Origin of the sequence: Neotabrizicola sp. VNH66, assembly GCF_049445895.1 — a bacterium.
Taxonomy (GTDB): Bacteria; Pseudomonadota; Alphaproteobacteria; order Rhodobacterales; family Rhodobacteraceae; genus Pseudogemmobacter.
In genome coordinates this window covers 141,428-162,659 of sequence record NZ_JBMSDW010000008.1, presented here as the reverse complement: position 1 = coordinate 162,659, position 21,232 = coordinate 141,428, and the positions used below count along the sequence as shown (strand labels likewise).

General features: G+C 66.5%; 18 protein-coding genes and 1 riboswitch. Of the genes, 12 read left to right on the top strand and 6 right to left on the bottom strand.

What is annotated here, in order from left to right:
* Nucleotides 1–67: 67 nt before the first annotated feature.
* The 3 genes from ACO2Q5_RS13505 to ACO2Q5_RS13495 form a co-directional block, all read right to left on the bottom strand.
* Complete coding sequence (locus ACO2Q5_RS13505; RefSeq protein WP_423291863.1) at nucleotides 68–490, bottom strand: hypothetical protein; 423 nt, start codon at nucleotides 488–490, stop codon at nucleotides 68–70.
* A gap of 2 nt (nucleotides 491–492) precedes the next feature.
* Nucleotides 493–900 carry a hypothetical protein gene (locus ACO2Q5_RS13500; RefSeq protein ID WP_423291861.1) on the bottom strand — a complete coding sequence of 136 codons (408 nt, stop codon included), beginning with the start codon at nucleotides 898–900 and terminating at the stop codon, nucleotides 493–495.
* Between the two features lie 68 nt (nucleotides 901–968).
* Nucleotides 969–2,063, bottom strand: coding sequence for an alkane 1-monooxygenase (locus ACO2Q5_RS13495; protein WP_423291859.1), 1,095 nt, complete (start codon nucleotides 2,061–2,063; stop codon nucleotides 969–971).
* Nucleotides 2,064–2,126: 63 nt separating this feature from the next.
* Between ACO2Q5_RS13495 and ACO2Q5_RS13490 the strand changes: the two genes are divergently transcribed.
* From ACO2Q5_RS13490 to ACO2Q5_RS13475, 4 genes are all read left to right on the top strand, one after another.
* On the top strand, nucleotides 2,127–2,819 hold the full coding sequence (locus tag ACO2Q5_RS13490) for a lysoplasmalogenase family protein (RefSeq protein ID WP_423291857.1): 693 nt from the start codon (nucleotides 2,127–2,129) through the stop codon (nucleotides 2,817–2,819).
* Nucleotides 2,820–2,879: 60 nt separating this feature from the next.
* Nucleotides 2,880–3,872: a signal recognition particle-docking protein FtsY gene (ftsY, locus tag ACO2Q5_RS13485; protein ID WP_423291855.1), complete on the top strand. Its 993-nt coding sequence runs from the start codon at nucleotides 2,880–2,882 to the stop codon at nucleotides 3,870–3,872.
* Nucleotides 3,873–3,883: 11 nt separating this feature from the next.
* Nucleotides 3,884–4,507, top strand: coding sequence for an inner membrane-spanning protein YciB (locus tag ACO2Q5_RS13480; protein WP_423291853.1), 624 nt, complete (start codon nucleotides 3,884–3,886; stop codon nucleotides 4,505–4,507).
* A gap of 73 nt (nucleotides 4,508–4,580) precedes the next feature.
* Nucleotides 4,581–5,207: a hypothetical protein gene (locus ACO2Q5_RS13475; RefSeq protein WP_423291851.1), complete on the top strand. Its 627-nt coding sequence runs from the start codon at nucleotides 4,581–4,583 to the stop codon at nucleotides 5,205–5,207.
* Nucleotides 5,208–5,233: 26 nt separating this feature from the next.
* Here ACO2Q5_RS13475 and ACO2Q5_RS13470 read toward each other — a convergent pair whose 3' ends face one another.
* Both ACO2Q5_RS13470 and ACO2Q5_RS13465 read right to left on the bottom strand, forming a co-directional pair.
* A complete protein-coding gene (locus ACO2Q5_RS13470) occupies nucleotides 5,234–6,607 on the bottom strand; it encodes a tetratricopeptide repeat protein (RefSeq protein ID WP_423291849.1) in 1,374 nt (457 codons plus the stop codon).
* A gap of 308 nt (nucleotides 6,608–6,915) precedes the next feature.
* Nucleotides 6,916–7,605 (bottom strand): glutathione S-transferase N-terminal domain-containing protein, encoded by a 690-nt coding sequence (locus tag ACO2Q5_RS13465; RefSeq protein WP_423291847.1) that lies wholly within the window; start codon nucleotides 7,603–7,605, stop codon nucleotides 6,916–6,918.
* A 78-nt stretch (nucleotides 7,606–7,683) separates the two neighbouring features.
* A riboswitch (SAM riboswitch) is annotated at nucleotides 7,684–7,760 on the top strand.
* A 51-nt stretch (nucleotides 7,761–7,811) separates the two neighbouring features.
* On the opposite strand from ACO2Q5_RS13465, the gene metZ reads away from it, so the two are divergent.
* The 3 genes from metZ to ACO2Q5_RS13450 all read left to right on the top strand — a co-directional run bounded on the left by metZ (nucleotide 7,812) and on the right by ACO2Q5_RS13450 (nucleotide 11,749).
* Entirely contained in the window at nucleotides 7,812–8,993 is a 1,182-nt protein-coding gene (gene metZ, locus ACO2Q5_RS13460) for an O-succinylhomoserine sulfhydrylase (protein ID WP_423291845.1), read from the top strand.
* A 131-nt stretch (nucleotides 8,994–9,124) separates the two neighbouring features.
* Complete coding sequence (gene folE2 / locus ACO2Q5_RS13455; protein WP_423291843.1) at nucleotides 9,125–10,216, top strand: GTP cyclohydrolase FolE2; 1,092 nt, start codon at nucleotides 9,125–9,127, stop codon at nucleotides 10,214–10,216.
* Nucleotides 10,217–10,297: 81 nt separating this feature from the next.
* Nucleotides 10,298–11,749: a TrkH family potassium uptake protein gene (locus tag ACO2Q5_RS13450; protein ID WP_423291841.1), complete on the top strand. Its 1,452-nt coding sequence runs from the start codon at nucleotides 10,298–10,300 to the stop codon at nucleotides 11,747–11,749.
* Between the two features lie 164 nt (nucleotides 11,750–11,913).
* On the opposite strand, the gene ACO2Q5_RS13445 is transcribed toward ACO2Q5_RS13450, so the two are convergent.
* Nucleotides 11,914–13,698 (bottom strand): serine protease, encoded by a 1,785-nt coding sequence (locus ACO2Q5_RS13445; protein ID WP_423291839.1) that lies wholly within the window; start codon nucleotides 13,696–13,698, stop codon nucleotides 11,914–11,916.
* A 180-nt stretch (nucleotides 13,699–13,878) separates the two neighbouring features.
* On the opposite strand from ACO2Q5_RS13445, the gene ACO2Q5_RS13440 reads away from it, so the two are divergent.
* From ACO2Q5_RS13440 to ACO2Q5_RS13420, 5 genes are all read left to right on the top strand, one after another.
* Entirely contained in the window at nucleotides 13,879–14,814 is a 936-nt protein-coding gene (locus ACO2Q5_RS13440) for a glycine--tRNA ligase subunit alpha (protein ID WP_423291837.1), read from the top strand.
* Nucleotides 14,811–15,287, top strand: a complete 477-nt coding sequence (locus ACO2Q5_RS13435; RefSeq protein ID WP_423291835.1) for a DUF6446 family protein — start codon at nucleotides 14,811–14,813, stop codon at nucleotides 15,285–15,287. Before ACO2Q5_RS13440 ends, ACO2Q5_RS13435 begins: the two co-directional genes overlap by 4 nt.
* A gap of 4 nt (nucleotides 15,288–15,291) precedes the next feature.
* A complete protein-coding gene (gene glyS, locus ACO2Q5_RS13430) occupies nucleotides 15,292–17,607 on the top strand; it encodes a glycine--tRNA ligase subunit beta (RefSeq protein ID WP_423291833.1) in 2,316 nt (771 codons plus the stop codon).
* Between the two features lie 117 nt (nucleotides 17,608–17,724).
* A complete protein-coding gene (locus tag ACO2Q5_RS13425; protein ID WP_423291831.1) occupies nucleotides 17,725–20,268 on the top strand; it encodes a putative PEP-binding protein in 2,544 nt (847 codons plus the stop codon).
* Nucleotides 20,269–20,468: 200 nt separating this feature from the next.
* Entirely contained in the window at nucleotides 20,469–21,230 is a 762-nt protein-coding gene (locus ACO2Q5_RS13420; protein ID WP_423291829.1) for a cell wall hydrolase, read from the top strand.
* Nucleotides 21,231–21,232: the final 2 nt, after the last annotated feature.

Here is a 21,232-nt window from a genome sequence, read left to right as displayed (position 1 = left end):
GCAGCGCATCTTGCGCGCCGAAATCCATCTGCGAATTCCGGCGGGCGCATAGCACCCGGGGGCCGGCTCAGGCCCCCAGATATTCGCCGCAGCTGACCGGCACCCCGCCGGGATAGAGCATGATCGGCACCATCTGCCGGTCGCCGCGGAAGAAGCCTTCGATCCATGTTCCGCGGTCGTGATAGGTCCAGCAGACCGGATCGTTCGGCTTGCCGTCATACATGAAGCAGATCTGCTCTCCCACCTGCTCCCACGTGCCGTTCATGCAGCCTTCGGCATCCTTCCAGACCACGCGGCGGCCCGACAGAAAGGTCTCGACCCCGTAAAGGCCGGAGAGGGCGTCATGGGTGTCCATGGTCTTGCCGCGGGTCAGCGCGTCGAATTCCTCGGCTGTCAGGGGCGGGTCGTCGGTGACCGTGGTTGCCGGCCCTTCGGCCAGCGCGGGCAGGGCCAGCAGGGCGACCGGCAGCGCCAGAAGCGTTGCGCGCATCGTCACACCCCCACATCCGGGCCGGGACAGGCCAGCCCGTTCGTGGTCTGCGCCACCTCGGACAGCGCCGCCCCCGGCGCGTCGCTGACCGAAAGGGCATGCAGCACATCGCCTTCCTTCCAGAAGGTCCAGCAATGTTCGGTGCTGTCATATTCATAGACGAAGCAGATCAGGTCCTCTTTCTGGAACCAGCTGCCATATTGGCATTCGTCTTGCGTGAACTGCCAGCGCACCTTCCGCCCCGGCAGGTATTCCTCGATTCCGAAAACCTGACCGCCCTGCGAATAGGTCAGGGTCTTGCCGGTGACATAGGCCTCGAACTGGGCGGCATCCATCGGTTCCGCCGCATGGGCGGGCAGGGCTAGGGCGGGCAGAGCCGCCACGGAAAGGGCGCGCAGGATCAGGGACATCGGCTTCTCCGGTTCGGACGGCGGTTCGGACCGGGCGCAGCCTGCCAGAGCGGCGGGCGGATTGCCAGTCAGGCCCGCGTGACCGGGCCGGTCACATCAGCGCGAGGCTGCCAGCGTCTGAGATGCCGCCGGATCGCCCGCTTCCATACCCGCGGCACAAAGGCGATGGCACAGGCCACCGGCAGGGGCCAGGGCAGGCGGGGCGCCTCCTCCTCTGCCGGCAGACGCAGCGCCGGATAGGGGCGCGACGGGTGGGCGTGGTGGTCGGAATGCCGCGGCGCGTTCAGCATCATGGCCGAGGAAAACCAGTGAATCGTGTTCCAGCTGTGCCTTGGCCCCACCGGCTCGACCCGCCCGTCGGGCAGGATCGCACGGCGCAGCCCGTAATGCTGGACGTAGTCCGAGACGAGGATCTGCATCTGCGCATGCAGGCCAAGCCCCGCCCAGGCCAACATGCCCCACGGCCCCGCGACCAGCGCCGCCACGGCCAGCGCCACGGCATAGCCGGTCAGGTAGACTGCATAGGGATGGGGCCCCTGCGCCGTGGTCGCGCGGGCGCGCAGCGCGGTTTCGGCGCGGTAGCCTGCGATGAAACTGCCGGGCCATGCCCGCAGGGCGAAGCGGTAAAACCCCTCGCCCTCTCGCGCGGAGTTGGGGTCAAGGTCGGTCGCCACATGGCGGTGATGCACCAGACGGTGCGCGCTGGCATGCTGGCCGAACAGGATCGCCGCGTAGAACGCCTGCCCGAGCCGGAACAGCGGGCGGGCGGAACGGTGGATCAGCTCATGCGCGGCCGGATGGCCGACTTGGCCCAGCCAGTAGCCGCAGCCCAGAAACAGCAGCACTCTCTCCCCCGTGGACAGGGCGGACGGCCCGGCGATGGCCCATGTCGCCACCGGCAAGAGGACCAGCGCGGAGATACCAATGCCGGCCAGAAGCAGGTCGGCCCCCGGAAATTCCTGCCCTTCTTCCGCATCGCCCATGACCATGGGGATCAGCTGATCCAGAAGGAAGGACAAAACCGCCATGTAGAGGAACCCGCCCCACAGCCACGGCCCGCCCGCCCATGCACCCAGAAGCAGCAGGGGGATGGGTGCCAGTGACGCCACGGCAAAGGACTCGGTCGAGAAAGCAGGTTTGCGGTTTTCGGGTGAGGCGGTCATGCTGGCAGTGCAGCACGAAATCGCGGCGCCCGAAAGGCCGCAGCATGCCGCAGAGGGGGCGAAATGGACGGGCCTATGATTGCGGGGGCCTTCGGTCTGGCGGCGGCTGTCGCCTATTGGCTGCGCCTTTCGTGGCGGGATACGCCGGGATTGCAGGGCGCGGCGATCAAGACCGCCTCAACCGGGTTCGTGGCACTGGCGCTCTGGCTGCAGACGGGGCAGGGGGAGGCAGCACTCCTTTGGCCCTTCGCGCTTGGCCTGTCATTGGGGGCGGCGGGGGACTGGTTCCTTGCCCGCCCGGGAGAACGGTCGTTTCTGGCCGGGATGGCGGCCTTTGGTCTGGGCCATCTGGCCTATGTAAGCGGCATCTATGCGCTGGCTGCCGCGCGGGGCTGGCCTGAAATCACCACATTGCATCTGGCTGCGGCGGGGGTGCTGGCGCTGCTTCTCCTGTCTACAGAAGTTTGGCTGGCGCCGCGCACCGGGGCGCTTCTCTGGCCGGTCCGCGCCTATGTGCTGCTGATCGGGCTGATGGGGGCGGCGCTGCTGGCGCTGCCCGGCGGGGCGGGCGCGCCGTTGATCCTGTCCGGCGGCGTGCTGTTCATCCTGTCGGACCTTATGCTGGCGCTGCGGCTCTTCGTGGCGCGCGATCCGCGGGCGCAGCGGGCGCTGTCGCTGTCGCTCTGGCCCGCCTATTGGCTGGGTCAGGCGCTGATTGCCGGGGGCGCGGCGCTTTACGCGCTCTGGCCGGGCTGAACCCTTCCCAACCCGGGCGGAAGGCATTAGGTGAAGGAAACCGCAGCCAAAGGCCCGCCCATGTCCTTTTTCAAGAAACTCAAGGACCGGATGTTCCGCTCCTCCGACAAGATCGGAGAGGGGCTGGAGGCGCTGGTCGAAGAGGCGCCCGCCCCGATGGCCGAGGCGGAGAAGCCCGGGCTGATCGGCCGGATGTTCGGCGTCAAGCCGGACGAACCCCGGCGCGAGCTGGACGATGCCATGCTGGAAAGCCTTGAGGATGTGCTGGTGCAGGCCGACCTTGGGGTGGAAACCGCCGTCCGGGTGACCGCGAACATTGCCGAGGGCCGGTTTGGCAAGCGCATCTCCAGCCGGGAACTGCGCGAGGCGCTGGCCGCAGAGGTGGCGCGGATCATGGGGCCGGTGGCCCGTCCGATGCCGCTTTATCCGCAAAAGCCACAGGTCGTGCTGGTGGTGGGCGTCAACGGATCGGGCAAGACGACGACGATCGGCAAGCTCGCCTCGCAGTTCCGCGCAGCGGGCAAAAAGGTGGTGATCGCCGCGGGCGATACGTTCCGCGCGGCGGCGGTCGACCAGCTGAAGGTCTGGGGCGACCGCGCGGGCGTGCCGGTCCTGACCGCGCCGGAAGGGTCTGACCCCGCCTCGCTGGCCTTTGACGCGCTGACAAAGGCGCGGGCCGAGGGGGCCGACCTTCTGATGATCGACACCGCGGGCCGCTTGCAGAACCGGGCCGACCTGATGGAGGAATTGGCGAAGATCGTCCGCGTCATCCGCAAGGTGGACCCGACCGCGCCGCACAACACGCTGCTGGTGCTGGATGCCACCACCGGGCAGAACGCCGTCACGCAGGTGGAGATTTTCCGCAAGATCGCCGATGTCTCGGGCCTTGTGATGACGAAACTGGACGGCACCGCGAAGGGTGGCGTCCTTGTCGCGCTGGCCGACAAATTCGGCCTGCCGATCCATGCCATCGGTCTGGGAGAGCAGATCGACGATCTTGCCCCCTTCGACCCCGAGGATTTCGCCCGCGCCCTTGTGGGCATCGACGGGTAAGGACAAAGCACATGGCCACAAAGAAGATCAATCCCGCCCTGAAGCAGGCGCTTGAACTGGGTCCGACGATCCTGTTCTTCGCGATCTACATGCTGATCAAGGACAAGACCTATACGATTGGCGGCACGGAATATTCCGGCTTCATCGTGGCGGCGCTGGTCTTCGTGCCGATCCTTCTGGCCGGGATCGCCACGCTCTGGGCACTGACCGGGGAACTCAGCCGGATGCAGGTTTTCACCGGCCTTGTGGTGATCTTCTTCGGCGGGCTGACCGCGTGGTTCAACGACAAGCGGTTCTTCATGATGAAGACGACGCTGGTCTATGGCACCTTTGCCGTGCTCTTGGGCATCGGTCTTCTGCGCGGGAAAAGCTGGCTGGAATGGATCCTGGGCGCCACCCTGCCGATGCAGCGCGAAGGCTGGATGATCCTGACCCGCCGCCTGACCGCGATGTTCGCGGTGCTGGCGGTGGCGAATGAGGTGATCTGGCGCACCCAGTCCGAGGAAACCTGGGTCTGGCTGGAGACTTTCGCCTTTCCGGCCCTGCTGTTCGTCTTCCTGATGGCGCAGCTGACCATGCTGAACCGCTATCTGATCGACCCCGATCAGGCACCCAAAGACGACCGCGCGGAATAGACGCGGTTCCGCCGTCTGACTGCCATGATCCGCGTCTATCCCGGCGTCAGTTGCCCCGGGGACCGCTGATCCAATGCGCCAGACGATTCGACGCCTTCGCCTTCTTGTAGCCCTGTTCCGCGCCGTTCCGCCGGTTCCGGCGCGCAACCTCGTGTCGGGGGCGGTGCTGCTGGCGGTCTGGCCGGTCCTGTCGCTGATGGCCGGCCCGGGCGAGGAAGGCGCGGCCTTCGTCACGGCCTTTCTTGTGGCGCTGGCCTTCCGCATCGCTTTGCGGTTCGACAGTATCCTGTCGCATCTTCTGCGTGAATTGTCGCGCATCGAGACGGTGCTGACCGCGCTTCTGATCGGGCTTGGGCCACTGGCGCTTCTGGCCACGCTGGACGACCCGCTGTGGTGCCAGCGGGCGCAAAGCGCATGGTATATCGTCCTTGGCGCGATGTTCCTGTCGGACATGCTGGCCGGGCGTGAGGATATGGCCGGGCGCTTCTGGCCCATGGCAGAAATGCGGCCCTATCTGGCGCCCCTGACGCGGTCCATGGTGCTGTTCTGCCTGACCTTCCTTGTCCTGAACGAGACACTGATCCGCGCCCTGCCGCCCGGCGGCTGGCTGGTGTTCTGGGCGGTGCTGCCCGTGCTGACCCATGTTGCGCTGAGCCTGATGATCCTGTCCGTGGTCGAGATCTGGGATCGCCGTGACTAAGCGGCGCTGCGCTCAGGGCTGAGCCTTCAGGGCGTGGGTTTCACCGGTTTCGGCGCGGCGCCAAGCCGGGGCTTTTCCGGCTCCGGTTCTGCGGCCGGGGCAGGGGCCGGAGCGGGAGAGACCGGCACCGCGCCCGGTGCCCCGGGCGCGGGTTCGAAGGCGGGCGCATCGCCCGGCCCCGTTCCCAGCCCTTCGGGCGCGGGCTGATCGGGACGCGCAGCCACCACCACCTCGGCCGAGGGGCCGCCCGCCGGCCGGGGCTTCAGGTCGCAGGCCGGGCCCTTGTCCTCGATGCAGCGGGTGACGGTCAGCAGGATGTCGTCGGCGGTGCGGGTGGTGGGCAGCAAGCCCTGTTCGATCAGCGCCGGAATCCACGCTGATGCCAGCCCGGGCTGCAGCCAGACCGCATCATGCAGCGCCTGAATGGCCTGATCGCGCCGGTCCAGCGCAAGGTCGATCTGGCCCAGAGTGTCCAGCATGTAGCCCTGCATCGCGGCATCGTAATACATCTCGCGCAGCGGGGCCGCGGCCTTGTCCGCCTCTTCCGTGCGCCCGGCCATCAAAAGCGCCCAGGCCGCCAGATTGGCCACCGGCAAGCCGCCCTGCGGAAAGCGTGCCTGAAGCGCGGCAAGTTCACCGTCAATGGCCGCCGACTGTCCGGAGTAGATCAGCGCATCCAGCCGCAGGCCGTAAAGGCTCAGCGCCCAGCCGTCCGACAGTCCGGCCGCGGGGTCGATCAGCGCGGCGCTTTCCGACAGTACCCGGTCATAGCGGCCCAGTGCGGCCAGCGCGGTGATCCGGTTGCCCTGCGCATCGGCATAATCCGGGCGCATGGCGGCGGCGCGATCATAAGCGGCGAAAGCGGCGTCCTGATCCCCCTCTCCGGCATGGCAGCGGCCCTGCAGGTTGATGTACCATGGCACATCCGGGTCATCGCCCATCAGCGGCAATGCCGTCTCCAGATCGGCCAGACAATCCGCCGGACGGCCCAGATTGGCCCATGCCTCGGCCCGGTCGCCCAGGAGCCAGGGGTTGCCCGGCTCCTGTGCCAGCGCCTGACCGAACATCGCCGCCGCCGTGCCGGGTTCGTTGAGCGCCAGATAGAGCCGTGCGAGTTCCGCCCAATACAGCGGATTGTCCGGCTGATAGCTCAGCACTTCGTTCAGCGGGGCCAGCGCCTCTTCGTTGCGACCCAGAAGCCGCAAGGACCGGCCCAGATTGAACAGCAGATGCGTATAGGCCGAGCGGTCGTAGACAGAGCCCAGTTCTTGCTCGCAGGCGGCAACGCGGTCTTCCAGTTCCACCCCGCTGCCGCTGTCCGTGCAGGTCGAGGCGGCGGCAGGCAGGGCCAGAAGCCCGGAGGCAAGGGTGGTGGCGGCAAGAATACGGCGCAGCGGCATGGGGAACCCCGGAAAACGGATGGCGAGTGAATGCCTCGCCACCCTTTGCCGGAACGCGACGGAAATCAAGTGCGGCCCGCCGCTTTGACCCCGCCGCAAATCCCGGGCTCGCGGGTCCAGGGGCATGCCGACGCGGCGCCGGGCGATTGACGGTGCGGGACCGCGGCATCTGCAAAGCGAAGCGGGGGACGCCCTTCCGCGGGCCGCGGGTCTTGCCGGTGCGGGATCGCGGCATTCGCTGGTGAGATGCGGGGCAGTCCCGCAAGCCCGGCCCGAGAGGGGCGAAAGGTGCTGTCCGCCCGCGGGCCTCAGCGTTTGAACAGGATCTCCTGCGCCTTGCGGTCATGGTTGGGGTTGCGCGCCTCGGCCGCGACGGCGACGCCGCGCTGGAATGCCGGGCGGTCGGCCAGCGCCTGCAGCCAGCGGGCGAAATGCGGCTTGTCGTCCAGCACCTGCTCCTGCCGCTCCCACCCTTTGGCCCAGGGCCAGATGGCGATATCGGCGATGGAGAGGAAATCCCCCGCGACGAAGGGCCGGTCGGCCAGCCGCTTGTTCAGCACGCCATAAAGCCGCCCCACCTCGCGCCGGTAGCGGTCCTGCGCATAGGGCAGCACCTGCGGCGGGTCCATCTGCGGGGCGTAATGCAGGAAATGATGCGCCTGCCCGGCCATCGGCCCGACGCCGCCCATCTGCCACATCAGCCATTGCTCGACCTCGATCCGGTCGCGTTCCGTGGCGCCATAAAGCTGGCCGGTCTTGCGGCCAAGGTATTGCAGGATGGCGCCGGATTCGAAGATGGACACCGGCGCCCCGTCCGGACCGTCCGGGTCCACGATGGCGGGCATCCGGTTGTTCGGCGCAATCGCCAGAAACTCCGGTTTGAACTGGTCGCCCGCGCCGATGTTCACCAGCCGCACCTCATAGGGCAGGCCCAGCTCCTCCAGCGCGATGGTGATCTTGTGGCCGTTGGGGGTCGGCCAGTAATGTAGTTCGATCATGGCGGTCTCCTTTGCGCGGGCAGCATGGCCGCCCTGCGGCGCGGGTGCAAGGTTGACCACGGCGCGGAACAGGCGTATCCCGCCCTTCGTGGCGCTTTGTGACCGGATTGCGGGCCACGTTAAACAAACCGCTAAAAGGTGTCGGGCCCGCAAAGCCCCCGCCCGTTCCGGTTGGGGGTTTTCTTTTGGCCCGGAGGCCGCGGACGATGACGGAAAAGTGGAAGACGCGCACCAAGCTGGTGCATCAGGGCAGCCGGCGCAGCCAGTATGGCGAGATGGCCGAGGCGATCTTCCTGACCCAGGGCTTTGCCTATCCCGATGCCGAAAGCGCCGAGGCCCGCTTCATCAAGACGGGCGAGGATGAGTTCATCTATGCCCGCTACGGCAACCCGACGACCCGCACTTTCGAAGAGCGGATCGCCGCGCTTGAGGGGACTGAGGATGCCTTCGCCACGGCAAGCGGCATGGCGGCGGTCAACGGGGCGCTGACCTCGATGCTGCGGGCGGGGGATCATGTGGTGTCCTCGCGCGCGCTGTTCGGCTCGTGCCTGTATATCCTTGAGGAAATCCTGACGCGCTATGGTGTGAAGGTCACCTTCGTGGACGGCGCCGATCTGAACCAGTGGCGCGCCGCCGTCACGCCGGGCACCAAGGCGGTGTTCTTCGAATCCATGTCGAACCCCACGCTGGAACTGGTGGATATCGCCGCCGTGTCCGAGATTGCCCATGCGGCGGGTGCGCTTGTGGTGGTGGACAATGTCTTTGCCACGCCGATCTTTTCCCGCGCGGTGGAGCAGGGGGCCGATGTGGTGGTCTATTCCACGACCAAGCACATCGACGGGCAGGGCCGCGCCTTGGGCGGGGTGATCTGCGGCACGACCGAGTTCATCCGCAAGACGGTTGAACCCTACATGAAGCACACCGGCGGCAGCATGAGCCCGTTCACCTCATGGATTATGCTGAACGGCATGGCGACGCTGGACCTGCGCTGCCGGGCCATGGCGGAGTCTGCGCTGAAAATCGCCCGCGCGCTGGAGGGCGAGGCGAAGGTCAAGAAAGTGATCTATCCGGGGCTGGAAAGCCACCCGCAGCACGCGCTGGCCATGGCGCAGATGGGCTCGGGCGGGACTTTGGTCACCTTCGAGATCGAGGGCGGGAAAGAGGCGGCCTTCCGCTTCCAGAACGCGCTGGAAATCGCCAAGATTTCCAACAATCTGGGCGATGCGAAATCCATCGCGACCCATCCCGCAACCACGACACACCAGCGCCTGCCCGATGACCAGAAGGCACGCCTTGGCATCACGCCCGGGCTGATCCGCTTCTCGGTCGGTCTGGAGGATGCCGAGGATCTGATCGCCGACCTGCGCGGCGGTCTGGCGGCGGTGTAAGACCCTGCAACGGCGGATTCCGGTGATCCGCCGTTGCAGAGGCGACGTATCTTTTTGGCAAAAGGTTGGACGCGGGACCGATCCGCACTAGATTGGGTCCCTGCGCCCCCGGAACGGGAAGGAACCGCGCCATGACGATCCATATGCCGGAGATCGACAACAGCCCCTCGCGGGCCGAGGCGGAGGCGGCGCTGCGCCTTCTTCGGCAATGGGCGATACGCTCCAGCGAAGAGGAAATCGCGGCTCTGGACCCGGCGGTCGGCAACCTGCTGCCTGAGCATGCCTATCCGGCGCTGAAGCGCGCCTATCCTGAGGATTTCGAGGCCGATGCCGCCTATCGCGCCACTTTGCCCGATCTGCAGAATGGCCCGGCCAGCCTGATCAAGGGCGCGCGGGTGATGATCCAGCATGTCGGCATCTCGAACTTCCGGCTGCCGATCCGCTATCACACCCGCGACAACGGCGATCTGACGCTGGAAACCAGCGTGACCGGCACCGTCAGCCTTGAGGCGGAAAAGAAGGGCATCAACATGAGCCGCATCATGCGGTCCTTCTATGGCCAGTCGGAACGGCAGTTCAGCTTCGAGGTGATGGCCGCCGCGGTCGATGCCTACAAGCGCGATCTCGACAGCTTTGATGCGCGCATTCAGATGCGGCTCTCCTTCCCGGTCAAGGTGGACAGCCTGCGCTCGGGCCTGTCCGGCTGGCAGTATTACGACATCGCGATGGAGCTGGTGGATCAGGACGGCCAGCGCAGAAAAATCATACATCTGGACTATGTCTACTCCAGCACCTGCCCCTGTTCTCTTGAACTTTCCGAACATGCGCGCCGGGTCCGGGGGCAACTGGCCACGCCGCATTCGCAGCGGTCGGTCGCGCGGTTGTCGGTCGTGGTGCAGGAGGGCGCGCGGCTGTGGTTCGAGGATCTGATCGACCTTGCCCGCCGCGGCGTGCCGACAGAGACGCAGGTCATGGTCAAGCGTGAGGATGAGCAGGCCTTTGCAGAGCTGAACGGCGCCAATCCGATCTTCGTCGAGGATGCCGCCCGGTCCTTCTGCGAGGTGCTGCGCGCCGATCCCCGCATCGGCGATTTCCGGGTGGTGGCCAGCCATCAGGAAAGCCTGCACAGCCATGATGCCGTGTCGGTCCTGACCGAGGGGGAGACCTTCGCACAGGCGAGCCTTGACCCGCGGCTGTTTGCCAGCCTTTACCACATCGGCTGATCCGCCGCGGGCGATGCCGCCCGCCCAGGCCGGACCAAAGCCCCTTTGACGCAGACGGGCCAAGGCCCTAAGCCTTGGCCCATGATCGACCTCAGGCCAGTCTTCTATGTGATCGGGCGCATCCTGATCGTCCTTGCCATCCTGATGGTCGCACCCGCGCTGGTGGACTGGCGGGCCGGAAACCCCAATGGATTTGACATTGCCCGGGCGGCGATGATCACCGGCTTTGTCGGGGTGGCCATGGCGCTGGCCACGGGAAACGCGCTTGGCACCTCGCTGGATGTGCGGCAGGCCTATCTGCTGACCGCGGGGATCTGGACGATCGTTCCGGCCTTTGCCGCCATTCCCTTCGTGATCGGTGCGCCGGGCCTGCGCCTGTCGCATGCCTATTTCGAGGCGGTCTCGGGTCTGACCACCACGGGGGCCACTGTCATCGTCGGGCTGGACACCATGCCTGCGGGGATGAATCTCTGGCGGGGCATGCTGAACTGGACCGGGGGCCTTGGCATCGCCTTCATCGCTATGATCTTTCTTCCGCTGATGCGGGTCGGCGGCATGCAGTTCTTCCGGACCGAGGGCTTTGACACCTTCGGCAAGGCGCTGCCGCGGGCGACCGATATCGCGCGGCAGCTGCTGTTCGTCTATCTGGGGCTGACCATGGCGGCGATCACGGTATTTGCCATGCTGGGCCAGTCGCCGCTGGGCGCGGTGGTCCACGGCATGTCGGCCGTCTCGACCGGGGGGTTCTCGCCTTTCGATGCCTCTTTCACCGGCCTGACCTGGCTGAATGAATATTTCGGCACGATGTTCATGTTTTTGGGCAGCCTGCCCTTCGTGCGCTATGTGCAGATGGTGAACGGGCTGCCGGCGGCCGTCTGGCGCGATCCGCAGGTCCGCGGCTATTTCCGCTGGCTGATGGGATCGGTCCTGATCGTCACCGTCTGGCGCTGGTCCACATCGGACATGGCGCTGGAACCGGCCTTTCGCGAAAGCCTGTTCAACCTGACCTCGATCATGTCCTCGACCGGCACCTTCTCGGGGTCATTCCCAAGCTGGGGCGGTCTGATGCTGGTGGTGGCCTTCGTCCTTGGCACTGTGGGTGCCTGTTCGGGGTCCACCGCATCGGGGTTGTCGGTGTTCCGCATGCAGATCGCCATGAAGATCCTGCGCCAGCAGGTGCTGCGGATCCTGCGCCCCTCGGCCATCCATCCGGTCAAATACGACGGGCGCAGCGTGGATGAGGATGTGATCCACGCCATCATCATGTTCGTGTCCAGCTACATCTTGATTCTGGGCGTGCTGGGGGTGGCCATCTCGCTTCTGGGGGTGGACCTCGAATCCTCGGTCTTCGCGGTCTGGACCACGCTGGGCAATGTGGGCTACGGCTTCGGCCCGCTGGTGGCGGCGGGGCAGGGCACGTTCCGCGCCTTTCCGGAGGGGGCGATCTGGATCATGACTCTGGCGATGATTCTGGGCCGTCTGGGGCTTTTGGCCATTCTGGTGCTGCTGCTGCCCGCCTTCTGGCGGCGCTAGGGCGGGTTGCAAGAGACCTGCGGTTGGATGCAATCCGCGGCGGGCAGGCGGTTGGATATCTCGCGCCTTCCCTCCGGTCAGCCGGACCCTGATCGGGAAACCTGGTCCGGCGCAGCAAAAAGGGGCGGCAAAGCCGCCCCCATAATCTGCGTTCCGCGCTCAGATCATTCCCAGCAGGACACAAGGACGGTCATGCCCGTGCCCTTGCGCTGAAGCGGTTCGGGCGGCAGGGCGGCGGCATCGGCGGGCGCTTTCACCGTCTGGATGCCCGCAGCCGCCAGTGCGCCGGTCAGCGCCGCCGCATCGGCCACAAGGCCCACGCCGCGCGGCAGGCTGCGCGCCGGGTCGGTGTCTGTCGGCAAAAGCATGCCCAGAACCGCGCCCGAAGCATCCAGCACCGGACCGCCCGCATCGCCGGGCAGCGTTTCCACTGACAGGCGGTTCACCCCCGCCTCGCCAGCCAGACCGGCCAGTTCCTCGACGGTGCCGAAGGTCAGCACGGGCGCAGGCAGGCGTTCGGCGTATGAATAGCCAGCCACCGCCACGGCATCGCCCACCCGGGCCGGTGCGGCGGCAAAGGTCGCGAAGGCGGGGGGCGACAGGGCCGCCGCGGGCTTTAGCACGGCCAGGCCACTGGCGGCATCGGTGAAGGCCACGGTGGCATCGGTCGCGCGGTCCAGCGTGATGCGCCCGCAGCTTTCCACCGCGGCCACGGTCGTCAGCACGGTGCCGCGGCCGTCGATGTAAAAGCCCGAACGGCCGGATTTCGGCGTCTTCACCGCCAGCCCGGCGATCAGCCCGCGCCGGGCCGCCTCGGTCAGCGGCTGCTGCGGCACGGCCAGCGCGGCATCGCCGATGGAGCGGAAGCTCTGTTCGACCACCTGCATGATGCGGGCATCGCGTTCGGCGGTGGCGGGGGTGGAGAGGATCATCCAGCCCTTGATCTGCCCGTTCTGAAACCCGGCCCAGATCAGCGCCTCTTTCCCGGCCGAGCTGCCGTGGATGCGGAACTGCCGGTCGGAACGGCTGCGCTCTCCGCCTTCGGGAACGGCTTCCAGCGTCTGGAGGATGTCGTAAAGCCCGGCAAAGGTGGCCGCATCGCCGGGTTGTGAGATCAGGACGATGGACAGGCCATCCTCACCCTTCGGCTTGAACTGCACGAAGGGCGCCTCGTAGCGGTCGAATTCCACCAGCGCCATCGGCAGGGTGACGGAAATTCCGGCCTGCGCATCCTCGACCGTGCGGAAATCGTATTCGGCCAGATCCGCCTCGTAATTCGCCACCAGCGTGGCGCGCTGGCGGGTGGTCAGGATGCCCGTCGGCTCCAGCCCGAGGGCGGTCTGCCATGCGGCCATCGCGTTGCGGGTGCCTGAACCATAGGAGCCGTCGATCGCCCCGGCATAATGGCCGAACCATTGCAGCGCGACCTGCAGCATCTTCTTGTCGTCCGCGCTCAGCGCCGCCTCGGAGGCGCGGGCCTGCGCCGTCGTTTCCTCGGCCGGCGGGGGCGGTTCCACCGGGACGACTTCGGCGGTGGGCGCCTCTGTCACGGCCGGGGGGGGCGCGGGTTCTGCCCCGGCCACGGGCCAGAACGGTTCGCGGAATTCGGCTCCATCGGTGATATAGCTGTCGGGCGGGATCATCCCGTCGGATTTCAGCCTCTGCATCCGGGCCAGACCCTCCGCAGCGGGGAAGGGGCCAAGGACGATGGCATGCCAGCCCGACCGCAGGACGAAGCCGCGGGTTTCGGGGAACAGGCCTGCATAGGCGCCGGCCCGGTCCAGCGCCTCGGCCCGGGTGGGCTGCGCCTCGACCTGAACCCAGATCAGATCTTGCGCGGTGGCGGGCCGCAGGGTCAGCAAAAGGGAAACGAACAGGGCAAGCAGGGCGGCGGGCAGGCGCAGGGACAGGCGGGGGCGCCGGATGGCGGGCCGGAGAGCTTGAAACATCAGGTAAACAGGTCCTTTGGCCCGGATCGCACGGCCGGGCGTTCACGTCGCGGTTACCATTGCGCGATGCCCTGCGGCAGGGCAAGGGCTCCCGCATGCGGGGGCGGGTTGCTCCCGGGGAATTGACCGCGAAAGGGGCGGGGGGTAGGGAAGGCGCGCACGCAAGGGAAGGACCGGAAGATGGCAGAGGCTGGCATTCCGAAAAGCTTTCAGGAAATCATCCTGCGGCTTCAGGCCTATTGGGCCGATAAGGGCTGCGCCATCCTGCAACCCTATGACATGGAGGTGGGCGCGGGCACCTTCCACCCGGCCACCACATTGCGCAGCCTTGGCACCAAGCCCTGGGCCGCGGCCTATGTCCAGCCCTCGCGCCGCCCGACCGATGGCCGCTATGGCGAGAACCCGAACCGCCTTCAGCATTACTATCAGTATCAGGTCATCATCAAACCCAGCCCGGCGAACCTGCAGGAGCTGTATCTCGGCTCGCTGGCCGCCATCGGCATCGACCTTGGCCTGCATGACATCCGCTTTGTCGAGGATGACTGGGAAAGCCCCACCCTGGGCGCCTGGGGTCTGGGATGGGAGGTCTGGTGCGACGGGATGGAAGTCAGCCAGTTCACCTATTTCCAGCAGGTCGGCGGGCATGACTGCCGCCCCGTCTCGGGCGAGCTGACCTATGGCCTCGAACGGCTGGCGATGTATGTGATGAATGTGGGCCATGTCATGGACATGCCCTTCAATGCGCCCGATGCACCCATCCCGCTGACCTATGGCGACATCTTCCGCCAGACCGAAGAGGAATACAGCCGCCACAACTTTGACGGCGCCACGACCGAAATGCTGTTCCGCCATTTCGAGGATGCCGAGGCCGAATGCCAGCGCCTGCTGGATTTCCCGGCTGAGGACCCGAAGACCGGCAAGCAGATCATCATGGCCCATCCGGCCTATGACCAGACCATCAAGGCCAGCCATCTCTTCAACCTGCTGGATGCCCGGGGCGTGATCTCGGTCACCGAACGGCAGGCCTATATCGGCCGCGTCCGCGCGCTGGCCAAGAAATGCGCCGATGCCTTCCGTCAGACCGAAGCGGGCCGTGATGCGGAGGTGGGGGCGTGAATGTCGGCAAGATCGCGGCAGGAACCCTTGTGATCGGCGGTGCGGTGGCCGGGGTTCTGGTCTATTGGCTTCAGGTCTATGCCTTCTACCAGCCGGTGGCCTTCACCACAGGGCAGGAAATCCGTCTGACCTCGCTCGTCTCCGGCCAGCCCGAGGCCATCGTGATCGAAGGGGCCGAGGGGATTGATGCCGACAGCTCTCCGCTGCGGTTCCGCGCCTGTTTCACGACACCTTTGTCGCAATCCCTGCTGACCGAGACCTATCAGATCTATGACAAGCCCGAGCCGCTGAATGCGCCGGGCTGGTTCGACTGCTTCGACGCCGCCGCTATCGGTGCCGCGCTGGAGCAGGGGCAGGCGCTGGCCTTCCTGTCCGAACATGACATTCACCCCGGGGTGGACCGCGTTGTCGCGGTATTTCCCGATGGCCGGGCCTATGCCTGGCACCAGCTGAACGACGAGATGAAGGACTGATCCCATGCCGGATCTGCTGATCGAACTCTTCTCCGAGGAAATCCCGGCCCGCATGCAGCCCGCCGCGCGCGAGGCGCTGAAAAAGCTGGTGACGGACGGTCTTGTCGGTGCGGGCCTGACCTATGCCTCCGCCGGGGCGTTTTCCACGCCGCGCCGTCTGGTGCTGGCGGTCGAGGGGTTGACCGCGGAAAGCCGCCCCGTGCGCGAGGAACGCAAGGGCCCGATGACCACCGCGCCCGATGCGGCGGTGCAGGGCTTCCTGCGCTCCACCGGGCTGACGCTGGACCAGCTGGAACGCCGCGCCGACAAGAAGGGCGAGGTCTTCTTCGCTGTGATCGAAAAGCCGGGCCGCAAGGCCGATGACATCGTGGCCGAGGTGCTGGAGGCCGCGATCCGCACTTTCCCCTGGCCCAAGTCGATGCGGTGGGGCAATGGCACGCTCCGCTGGGTGCGCCCGCTGCATTCGATCCTGTGCCTCCTGTCCGATGAGGCGGGCGCCCGCGTGGTGCCGCTGACGGTCGAAGGCATCGCCTCGGGCGACACCACCCGCGGCCACCGCTTCATGGGGCCCGCCGCCTTCGCCGTCACCTCCTTCGACGATTACGCCGCCAAGCTGCGCCGCGCCAAGGTCATGCTCGACCCGGCGGAGCGGGAGGCGCATATCTGGCAGGGCGCCCAGAACCTGGCCTTCGCCGCCGGGCTGGAAGTGGTTGAAGACAGGGGCCTTCTGACCGAGATCGCCGGGCTGGTCGAATGGCCGGTGCCGCTTCTGGGCCGCATCCCCGAGGCCTTCCTCGGCCTGCCGCCCGAAGTGCTGCAGACCAGCATGCGCGAACACCAGAAGTTCTTTTCCGCCCGCAACCCGAAAACCGGCCGGATCGAGGCCTTCCTGACCGTCGCCAATATCGAAACCCCCGATGACGGCGCCACCATCCTGAAGGGCAACCTGAAGGTGCTGACCGCCCGCCTGTCCGACGCCCGCTTCTTCTGGGAAAACGACCTGCGCGTGGCGAAGGCGGGCATGTCCGAATGGGCCGAGGGGCTCAAGGCCGTGACCTTCCACAACAAACTGGGTTCACAGGCGGAACGGATCGACCGCATTGCCGCGCTGGCCCGCGAAATCGCACCTCTGGTCGGCGCCGATCCGGCGCAGGCGGAACATGCCGCCCGTCTGGCCAAGCTGGATCTGCGCAGCGCCATGGTCGGCGAATTCCCGGAACTTCAGGGCACCATGGGCCGCTACTACGCGCTGGAGGCCGGAGAGCCCGAGGCCGTGGCCAATGCCGCCCGCGACCACTATTCCCCCCTCGGCCCCTCCGACGCCGTGCCGACCGAACCGGTCAGCATCGCCGTCGCACTGGCCGACAAGCTGGACACGCTGACCGGCTTCTGGGCCATTGATGAAAAACCCACGGGAAGCAAAGACCCCTTCGCCCTCCGCCGCGCGGCGCTTGGCGTGATCCGGCTGGTGCTGGGGAATGGGGTTCGGGTTGAGCTGTTTGAAGAGCTACTAATACAGATTAACAAGCAGTATCTTCGCGGTGCAAAAGCTGATCAAGAGCAATTTAGCGATGTCGCAAAATATATAGCTGATGTCGTGTCACTTCCTTTTGATGCGGTGAGATCAATCTGCCTAACAATAGAAGCTGGGTCCTTCGCGGATTTGGCTGACGCCAAGAGTGCTTTTGTAGAAGCTCTGCTAGCGATGAACCCCGCTATTGATCAGAGCCACTTTGAGGTGTTCATATTCCGTTTGGTTCACTTCCAGTTCTTAGAAAACAAACTGTTCAGGGTGCCCGACCTCCTCTCCTTCTTCCACGACCGCCTGAAAGTCTACCTGAAGGACCAAGGCATCCGGCACGATGTCATCGACGCCTGCCTTGCCATGCCCGGCAATGACGACCTGACGCTGCTGGTCAAGCGCGCCACCGCGCTCAGCGACACGCTGAAGACCGAGGATGGGGCGAACCTGTTGCAGGGGTTCAAGCGGGCGAACAACATCCTCAGCCAGGCCGAGGCCAAGGATGGCGTCGAATACTCCTTCGGTGCCGATCCGAAATTCGCCGAAACCGACGAAGAACGCGCCCTCTTTGCCGCCCTCGACACGGCCGAGGCGAAGATCGGCCCCGCCATGCAGGTCGAGGATTTCGCCACCGCCATGCAGGCCATGGCGGCCCTGCGCGCGCCGGTCGATGCCTTCTTCACCGCCGTGCAAGTCAATGCCGACAACGAAGTCATCCGCCGCAACCGGCTGAACCTCCTCCACCGCATCCGCGCGGTCTGTTCCGGGGTGGCCGATCTGACCAGACTGGAAGGCTGATCCCTTTCATACTGGTGCAAATATCCTCGGGGGTGCGGGGGCGGAAAGCCCCCGCCGCGGCTTCCCCTTGCGCGGCGGCATTTCCGGCGTATCCTGCCGGGGAAAGAGGATGCTGCGGTGCAGAAATTCGACCCGATTCCCGAATATGTCGAGATCGCCCCCGCCGCGCGGGTGGTGACAGCCGAACATGGGTGGAAGGCGAAATGCCTGCAGCGTCTGGTCCGGCTGGAGCTGCCGGTCCCGAAATCGGTGGCGCTGCCGGCTGATACGGTGCGCGCCATCGCCGCGGGCCATCCGGTGGATTCGGCGGGGATTCTGGCTGCTTTCGGGCCGGAGCCGCTGGTTTCGGTCCGGGCGTCCCCGGCCGAGCCGGAATGGGGCGGGCCTGCGACGATTCTGAATGTGGGGCTGAATGCAAACCGCCACCGCCTGTTGACCGAAACCCATGGGCGGGAGGCGGCGGACGCCCTTTGTGTTCGCTTCATACAAAAATACGCCATCCATGTGGCCCGGCTTGACCCCGATATGTTCGAGGACATCGAGCCGGGGAAGGGCGCCCTGGGCGAGGTCCTGAAGCTTTACGAAGCGGAGACTGACGAGCCTTTCCCGCAGGATCCCGCGCGGCAGCTGTCCGATGTGCTCCGCTCTGTTGCCCGGGCATGGGAAGGCACCTCGGCCCGGCTCTTGCGCGCGGCCAAGGGCGCACCTGCGGATGCCGGGCTGGGCCTTGTGGTGCAGGAGATGACGCAGGGGCTGGGGCAGGGCGTCTCCGGCTCGGGCGTGATCCAGTTCGTCGACAGCGTGACCGGCACCCGCCGGGTGACCGGGCGTTATCTGGGCCAGAGCCAGGGCCGTGACGCGCTGACCGCGCAGGAGGCGATGTATCTGACCCGCGACCCGCGCGGCCCCTCGCTGGAGGAGCTGGCGCCCGACCTGTTCGCGGAATTGCTGCGCCACGGCGCCGCCTGCCGCATCGGCCTGCGCGAGGAGATGCAGATCGAATTCACCGTCGAGGACGGGCGGCTGTCGGTCTTGGATGCGGTGAAGGTGCAGCGTTCGGCCCGGGCCGGGCTGAAGATCGCCGTCGCGCTGGCCGAAGACGGGGTGATCGACAAGAAGGATGCCGTGCTGCGGGTGGAACCGCGGGCGCTGTCCGAACTTCTGCACCATCAGGTGGACCCGCGTGCCCCGCGCGACGTGATCGCGCGCGGGATGGCGGCTTCGCCCGGTGCGGCGACCGGCAAGCTGGTCTTCACCGCCGAAGAGGCGCAGGCCCATGCGGCCCGGGGCGAGGATTGCATCCTTGTCCGCCGCGAAACCGCGCCCGAGGATATTCGCGGCATGCATTCCGCCGTGGGGGTGCTGACCGAACGCGGCGGCATGACCAGCCACGCCGCGGTGATCGCCCGCGGTCTGGGCCTTCCTTGCGTGGTGGGCGCCTCGGACCTGCGGCTGGACGCGCGCGAGAAGAAGATCACCGCTTCGGACGGGCGGGTGTTCCGTGCGGGCGATGTGGTCACCATCGACGGATCGAAGGGGCAGGCACTGGCCGGGGCGGCGGTGATGTTGCCACCCGCGCTGGACGAAGCTTTCCGCATGCTCCTCAGCTGGGCGGATGAGTTCCGCGACATCGGGGTGCGCGCCAATGCCGACACGCCCGCCGATGCGGCGACGGCGCGCAAGTTCGACGCGCAGGGCATCGGCCTGTGCCGGACCGAGCATATGTTCTTTGACGAAGACCGGCTGATCGTCATGCGCGAGATGATCTTTGCCGACAGCCCCGGCGACCGGGCGGCGGCGCTGGCGCGGCTGTTGCCGATGCAGCGCGCCGATTTCGTCCAGCTGTTCGAAATCATGCACGGCCTGCCGGTCTGTATCCGCCTGTTCGACCCGCCGCTGCACGAATTCCTGCCCTCGTCCCGCGAAGGCATGCGCGAACTGGCCGAGGCGCTGGACCGCCCGCTGTCCGAAGTCACCCGCCGGGTGGAGGCGCTGCGCGAGGTGAACCCGATGCTGGGCATGCGCGGTGTCCGGTTGGGCGTGGTCCTGCCCGAAATCTATGACATGCAGGCACAGGCGATTTTCGAGGCGACGCTGGAAAGCGCCCGCCGCGGCGCGCCGGTGGTGCCCGAGGTGATGATCCCCCTCGTCAGCGCCCGGCGCGAGGTGGAGCTGGTGAAGACCCGGATCGACGCGGTGGCCGCCATGGTGCGCACCCGTGCCAAGGCGGATTTCGACTTCAAGCTGGGCGTCATGGTGGAAACCCCGCGCGCGGCCCTGCGCGCCGGAGAGATCGCGCAGCATGCGGCCTTTCTGTCCTTTGGCACCAACGACCTGACCCAGATGACCTATGGCCTCAGCCGTGACGATGCCGGGCGGTTCATGAACACCTATGTCCAGCAGGGCGTCTTCCCCGAAGATCCGTTCCATATTCTTGACGTGGACGGGGTGGGAGAGCTGCTTCTCATGGGGGCCGGACGCGGGCGGGAGACGCGGTCGGACCTGACCCTGTCGATCTGTGGCGAGCATGGCGGGAACCCCGAATCGATAGCCTTCTGCCGCCGGGCGGGATTCGATTACGTCTCTTGCAGCCCGTATCGGGTGCCCATGGCCCGTCTGGCAGCGGCGCATCTGGCGCTGAACGACCATGTGGATAGTTGAATTAACGACACTATATCATGTGTTTGTGGCGTGATCCTGAAGTGATGCCTTAAGAATCTCGGCGGCTTTCCGCCGATCCCGTCGGAAATGATGTGGCAAAAATGCAACACAGGTTTACCGGCCACAGAAATCTGTCCTAATCGCGCCCTTGTGAACCGGCAGGCCCTGTCGGGACCGCTGAAACAGCTTTGGGACAGAGCATGGAACGCACAGGGAAGATGCTGGCCGCCGCGGTGGCCGCGGGAATGGCCCTTGCCCCGTCGGCGCAGGCAGAGGTCTCGCGCAGCGACAAAAACACGCCCGATGCAGCGATTGCCGATCAGATGTCGGTGCTTCTGTCCTCGGAGAAAATGCGGCTGAAGGCGCTGTCCGGTGCCGATCTGGGCGCCATCGCCAGCGGGCCCGAAAAGGCCGCAACGTCGGTGGCTGAAAAGACCGCTGCGGCAGAGGAAGCCCCCAAGGGCAAGAAGGTGGTCCTGCGCAAGAAGAAGGGCGAGGCGGAGGCCGAACCTGCCGAACTGCATTATTCCGCCGCATGGGTCATGGCGCAGCCCGCGCCCACCGGCGATGCCGAATGGCAATGCCTGTCCGAGGCGATCTATCACGAGGCGCGGGGCGAATCCGTGGCCGGGCAATTCGCCGTGGCCGAGGTCATCCTGAACCGCCGCGACAGCGGGCTTTATCCGGCCTCGGTCTGCGGGGTGGTGAAACAGGGCGGCGGCGGTGCGTGCCAGTTCTCTTACGCCTGCGACGGTGCTTCGGATGTCATGCGCGAACCCGGCGCCCGGGCGCTGGCCATGCGGATCGCCCGGCTGATGCTGGACGGTGCGCCGCGCAAGCTGACCGAAGGTGCCACCCATTTCCACACCCGCGCCGTCGCGCCGGTCTGGTCGAAGCGGTTCCCCCGCACCGCCGCCATCGGGGCGCATCTGTTCTACCGGCAGCCCGGCACCCGCGGCTGACC

Excerpts from the sequence above, each read along its gene's own strand:
- ACO2Q5_RS13505 (WP_423291863.1), bottom strand. The coding sequence starts at position 490 with ATGCGCGCAACGCTTCTGGCGCTGCCGGTCGCCCTGCTGGCCCTGCCC.
- ACO2Q5_RS13500 (WP_423291861.1), bottom strand. The coding sequence starts at position 900 with ATGTCCCTGATCCTGCGCGCCCTTTCCGTGGCGGCTCTGCCCGCCCTA.
- ACO2Q5_RS13495 (WP_423291859.1), bottom strand. The coding sequence starts at position 2,063 with ATGACCGCCTCACCCGAAAACCGCAAACCTGCTTTCTCGACCGAGTCC.
- ACO2Q5_RS13490 (WP_423291857.1), top strand. The coding sequence starts at position 2,127 with ATGGACGGGCCTATGATTGCGGGGGCCTTCGGTCTGGCGGCGGCTGTC.
- ftsY (WP_423291855.1), top strand. The coding sequence starts at position 2,880 with ATGTCCTTTTTCAAGAAACTCAAGGACCGGATGTTCCGCTCCTCCGAC.
- ACO2Q5_RS13480 (WP_423291853.1), top strand. The coding sequence starts at position 3,884 with ATGGCCACAAAGAAGATCAATCCCGCCCTGAAGCAGGCGCTTGAACTG.
- ACO2Q5_RS13475 (WP_423291851.1), top strand. The coding sequence starts at position 4,581 with ATGCGCCAGACGATTCGACGCCTTCGCCTTCTTGTAGCCCTGTTCCGC.
- ACO2Q5_RS13470 (WP_423291849.1), bottom strand. The coding sequence starts at position 6,607 with ATGCCGCTGCGCCGTATTCTTGCCGCCACCACCCTTGCCTCCGGGCTT.
- ACO2Q5_RS13465 (WP_423291847.1), bottom strand. The coding sequence starts at position 7,605 with ATGATCGAACTACATTACTGGCCGACCCCCAACGGCCACAAGATCACC.
- metZ (WP_423291845.1), top strand. The coding sequence starts at position 7,812 with ATGACGGAAAAGTGGAAGACGCGCACCAAGCTGGTGCATCAGGGCAGC.
- folE2 (WP_423291843.1), top strand. The coding sequence starts at position 9,125 with ATGACGATCCATATGCCGGAGATCGACAACAGCCCCTCGCGGGCCGAG.
- ACO2Q5_RS13450 (WP_423291841.1), top strand. The coding sequence starts at position 10,298 with ATGATCGACCTCAGGCCAGTCTTCTATGTGATCGGGCGCATCCTGATC.
- ACO2Q5_RS13445 (WP_423291839.1), bottom strand. The coding sequence starts at position 13,698 with ATGTTTCAAGCTCTCCGGCCCGCCATCCGGCGCCCCCGCCTGTCCCTG.
- ACO2Q5_RS13440 (WP_423291837.1), top strand. The coding sequence starts at position 13,879 with ATGGCAGAGGCTGGCATTCCGAAAAGCTTTCAGGAAATCATCCTGCGG.
- glyS (WP_423291833.1), top strand. The coding sequence starts at position 15,292 with ATGCCGGATCTGCTGATCGAACTCTTCTCCGAGGAAATCCCGGCCCGC.
- ACO2Q5_RS13420 (WP_423291829.1), top strand. The coding sequence starts at position 20,469 with ATGGAACGCACAGGGAAGATGCTGGCCGCCGCGGTGGCCGCGGGAATG.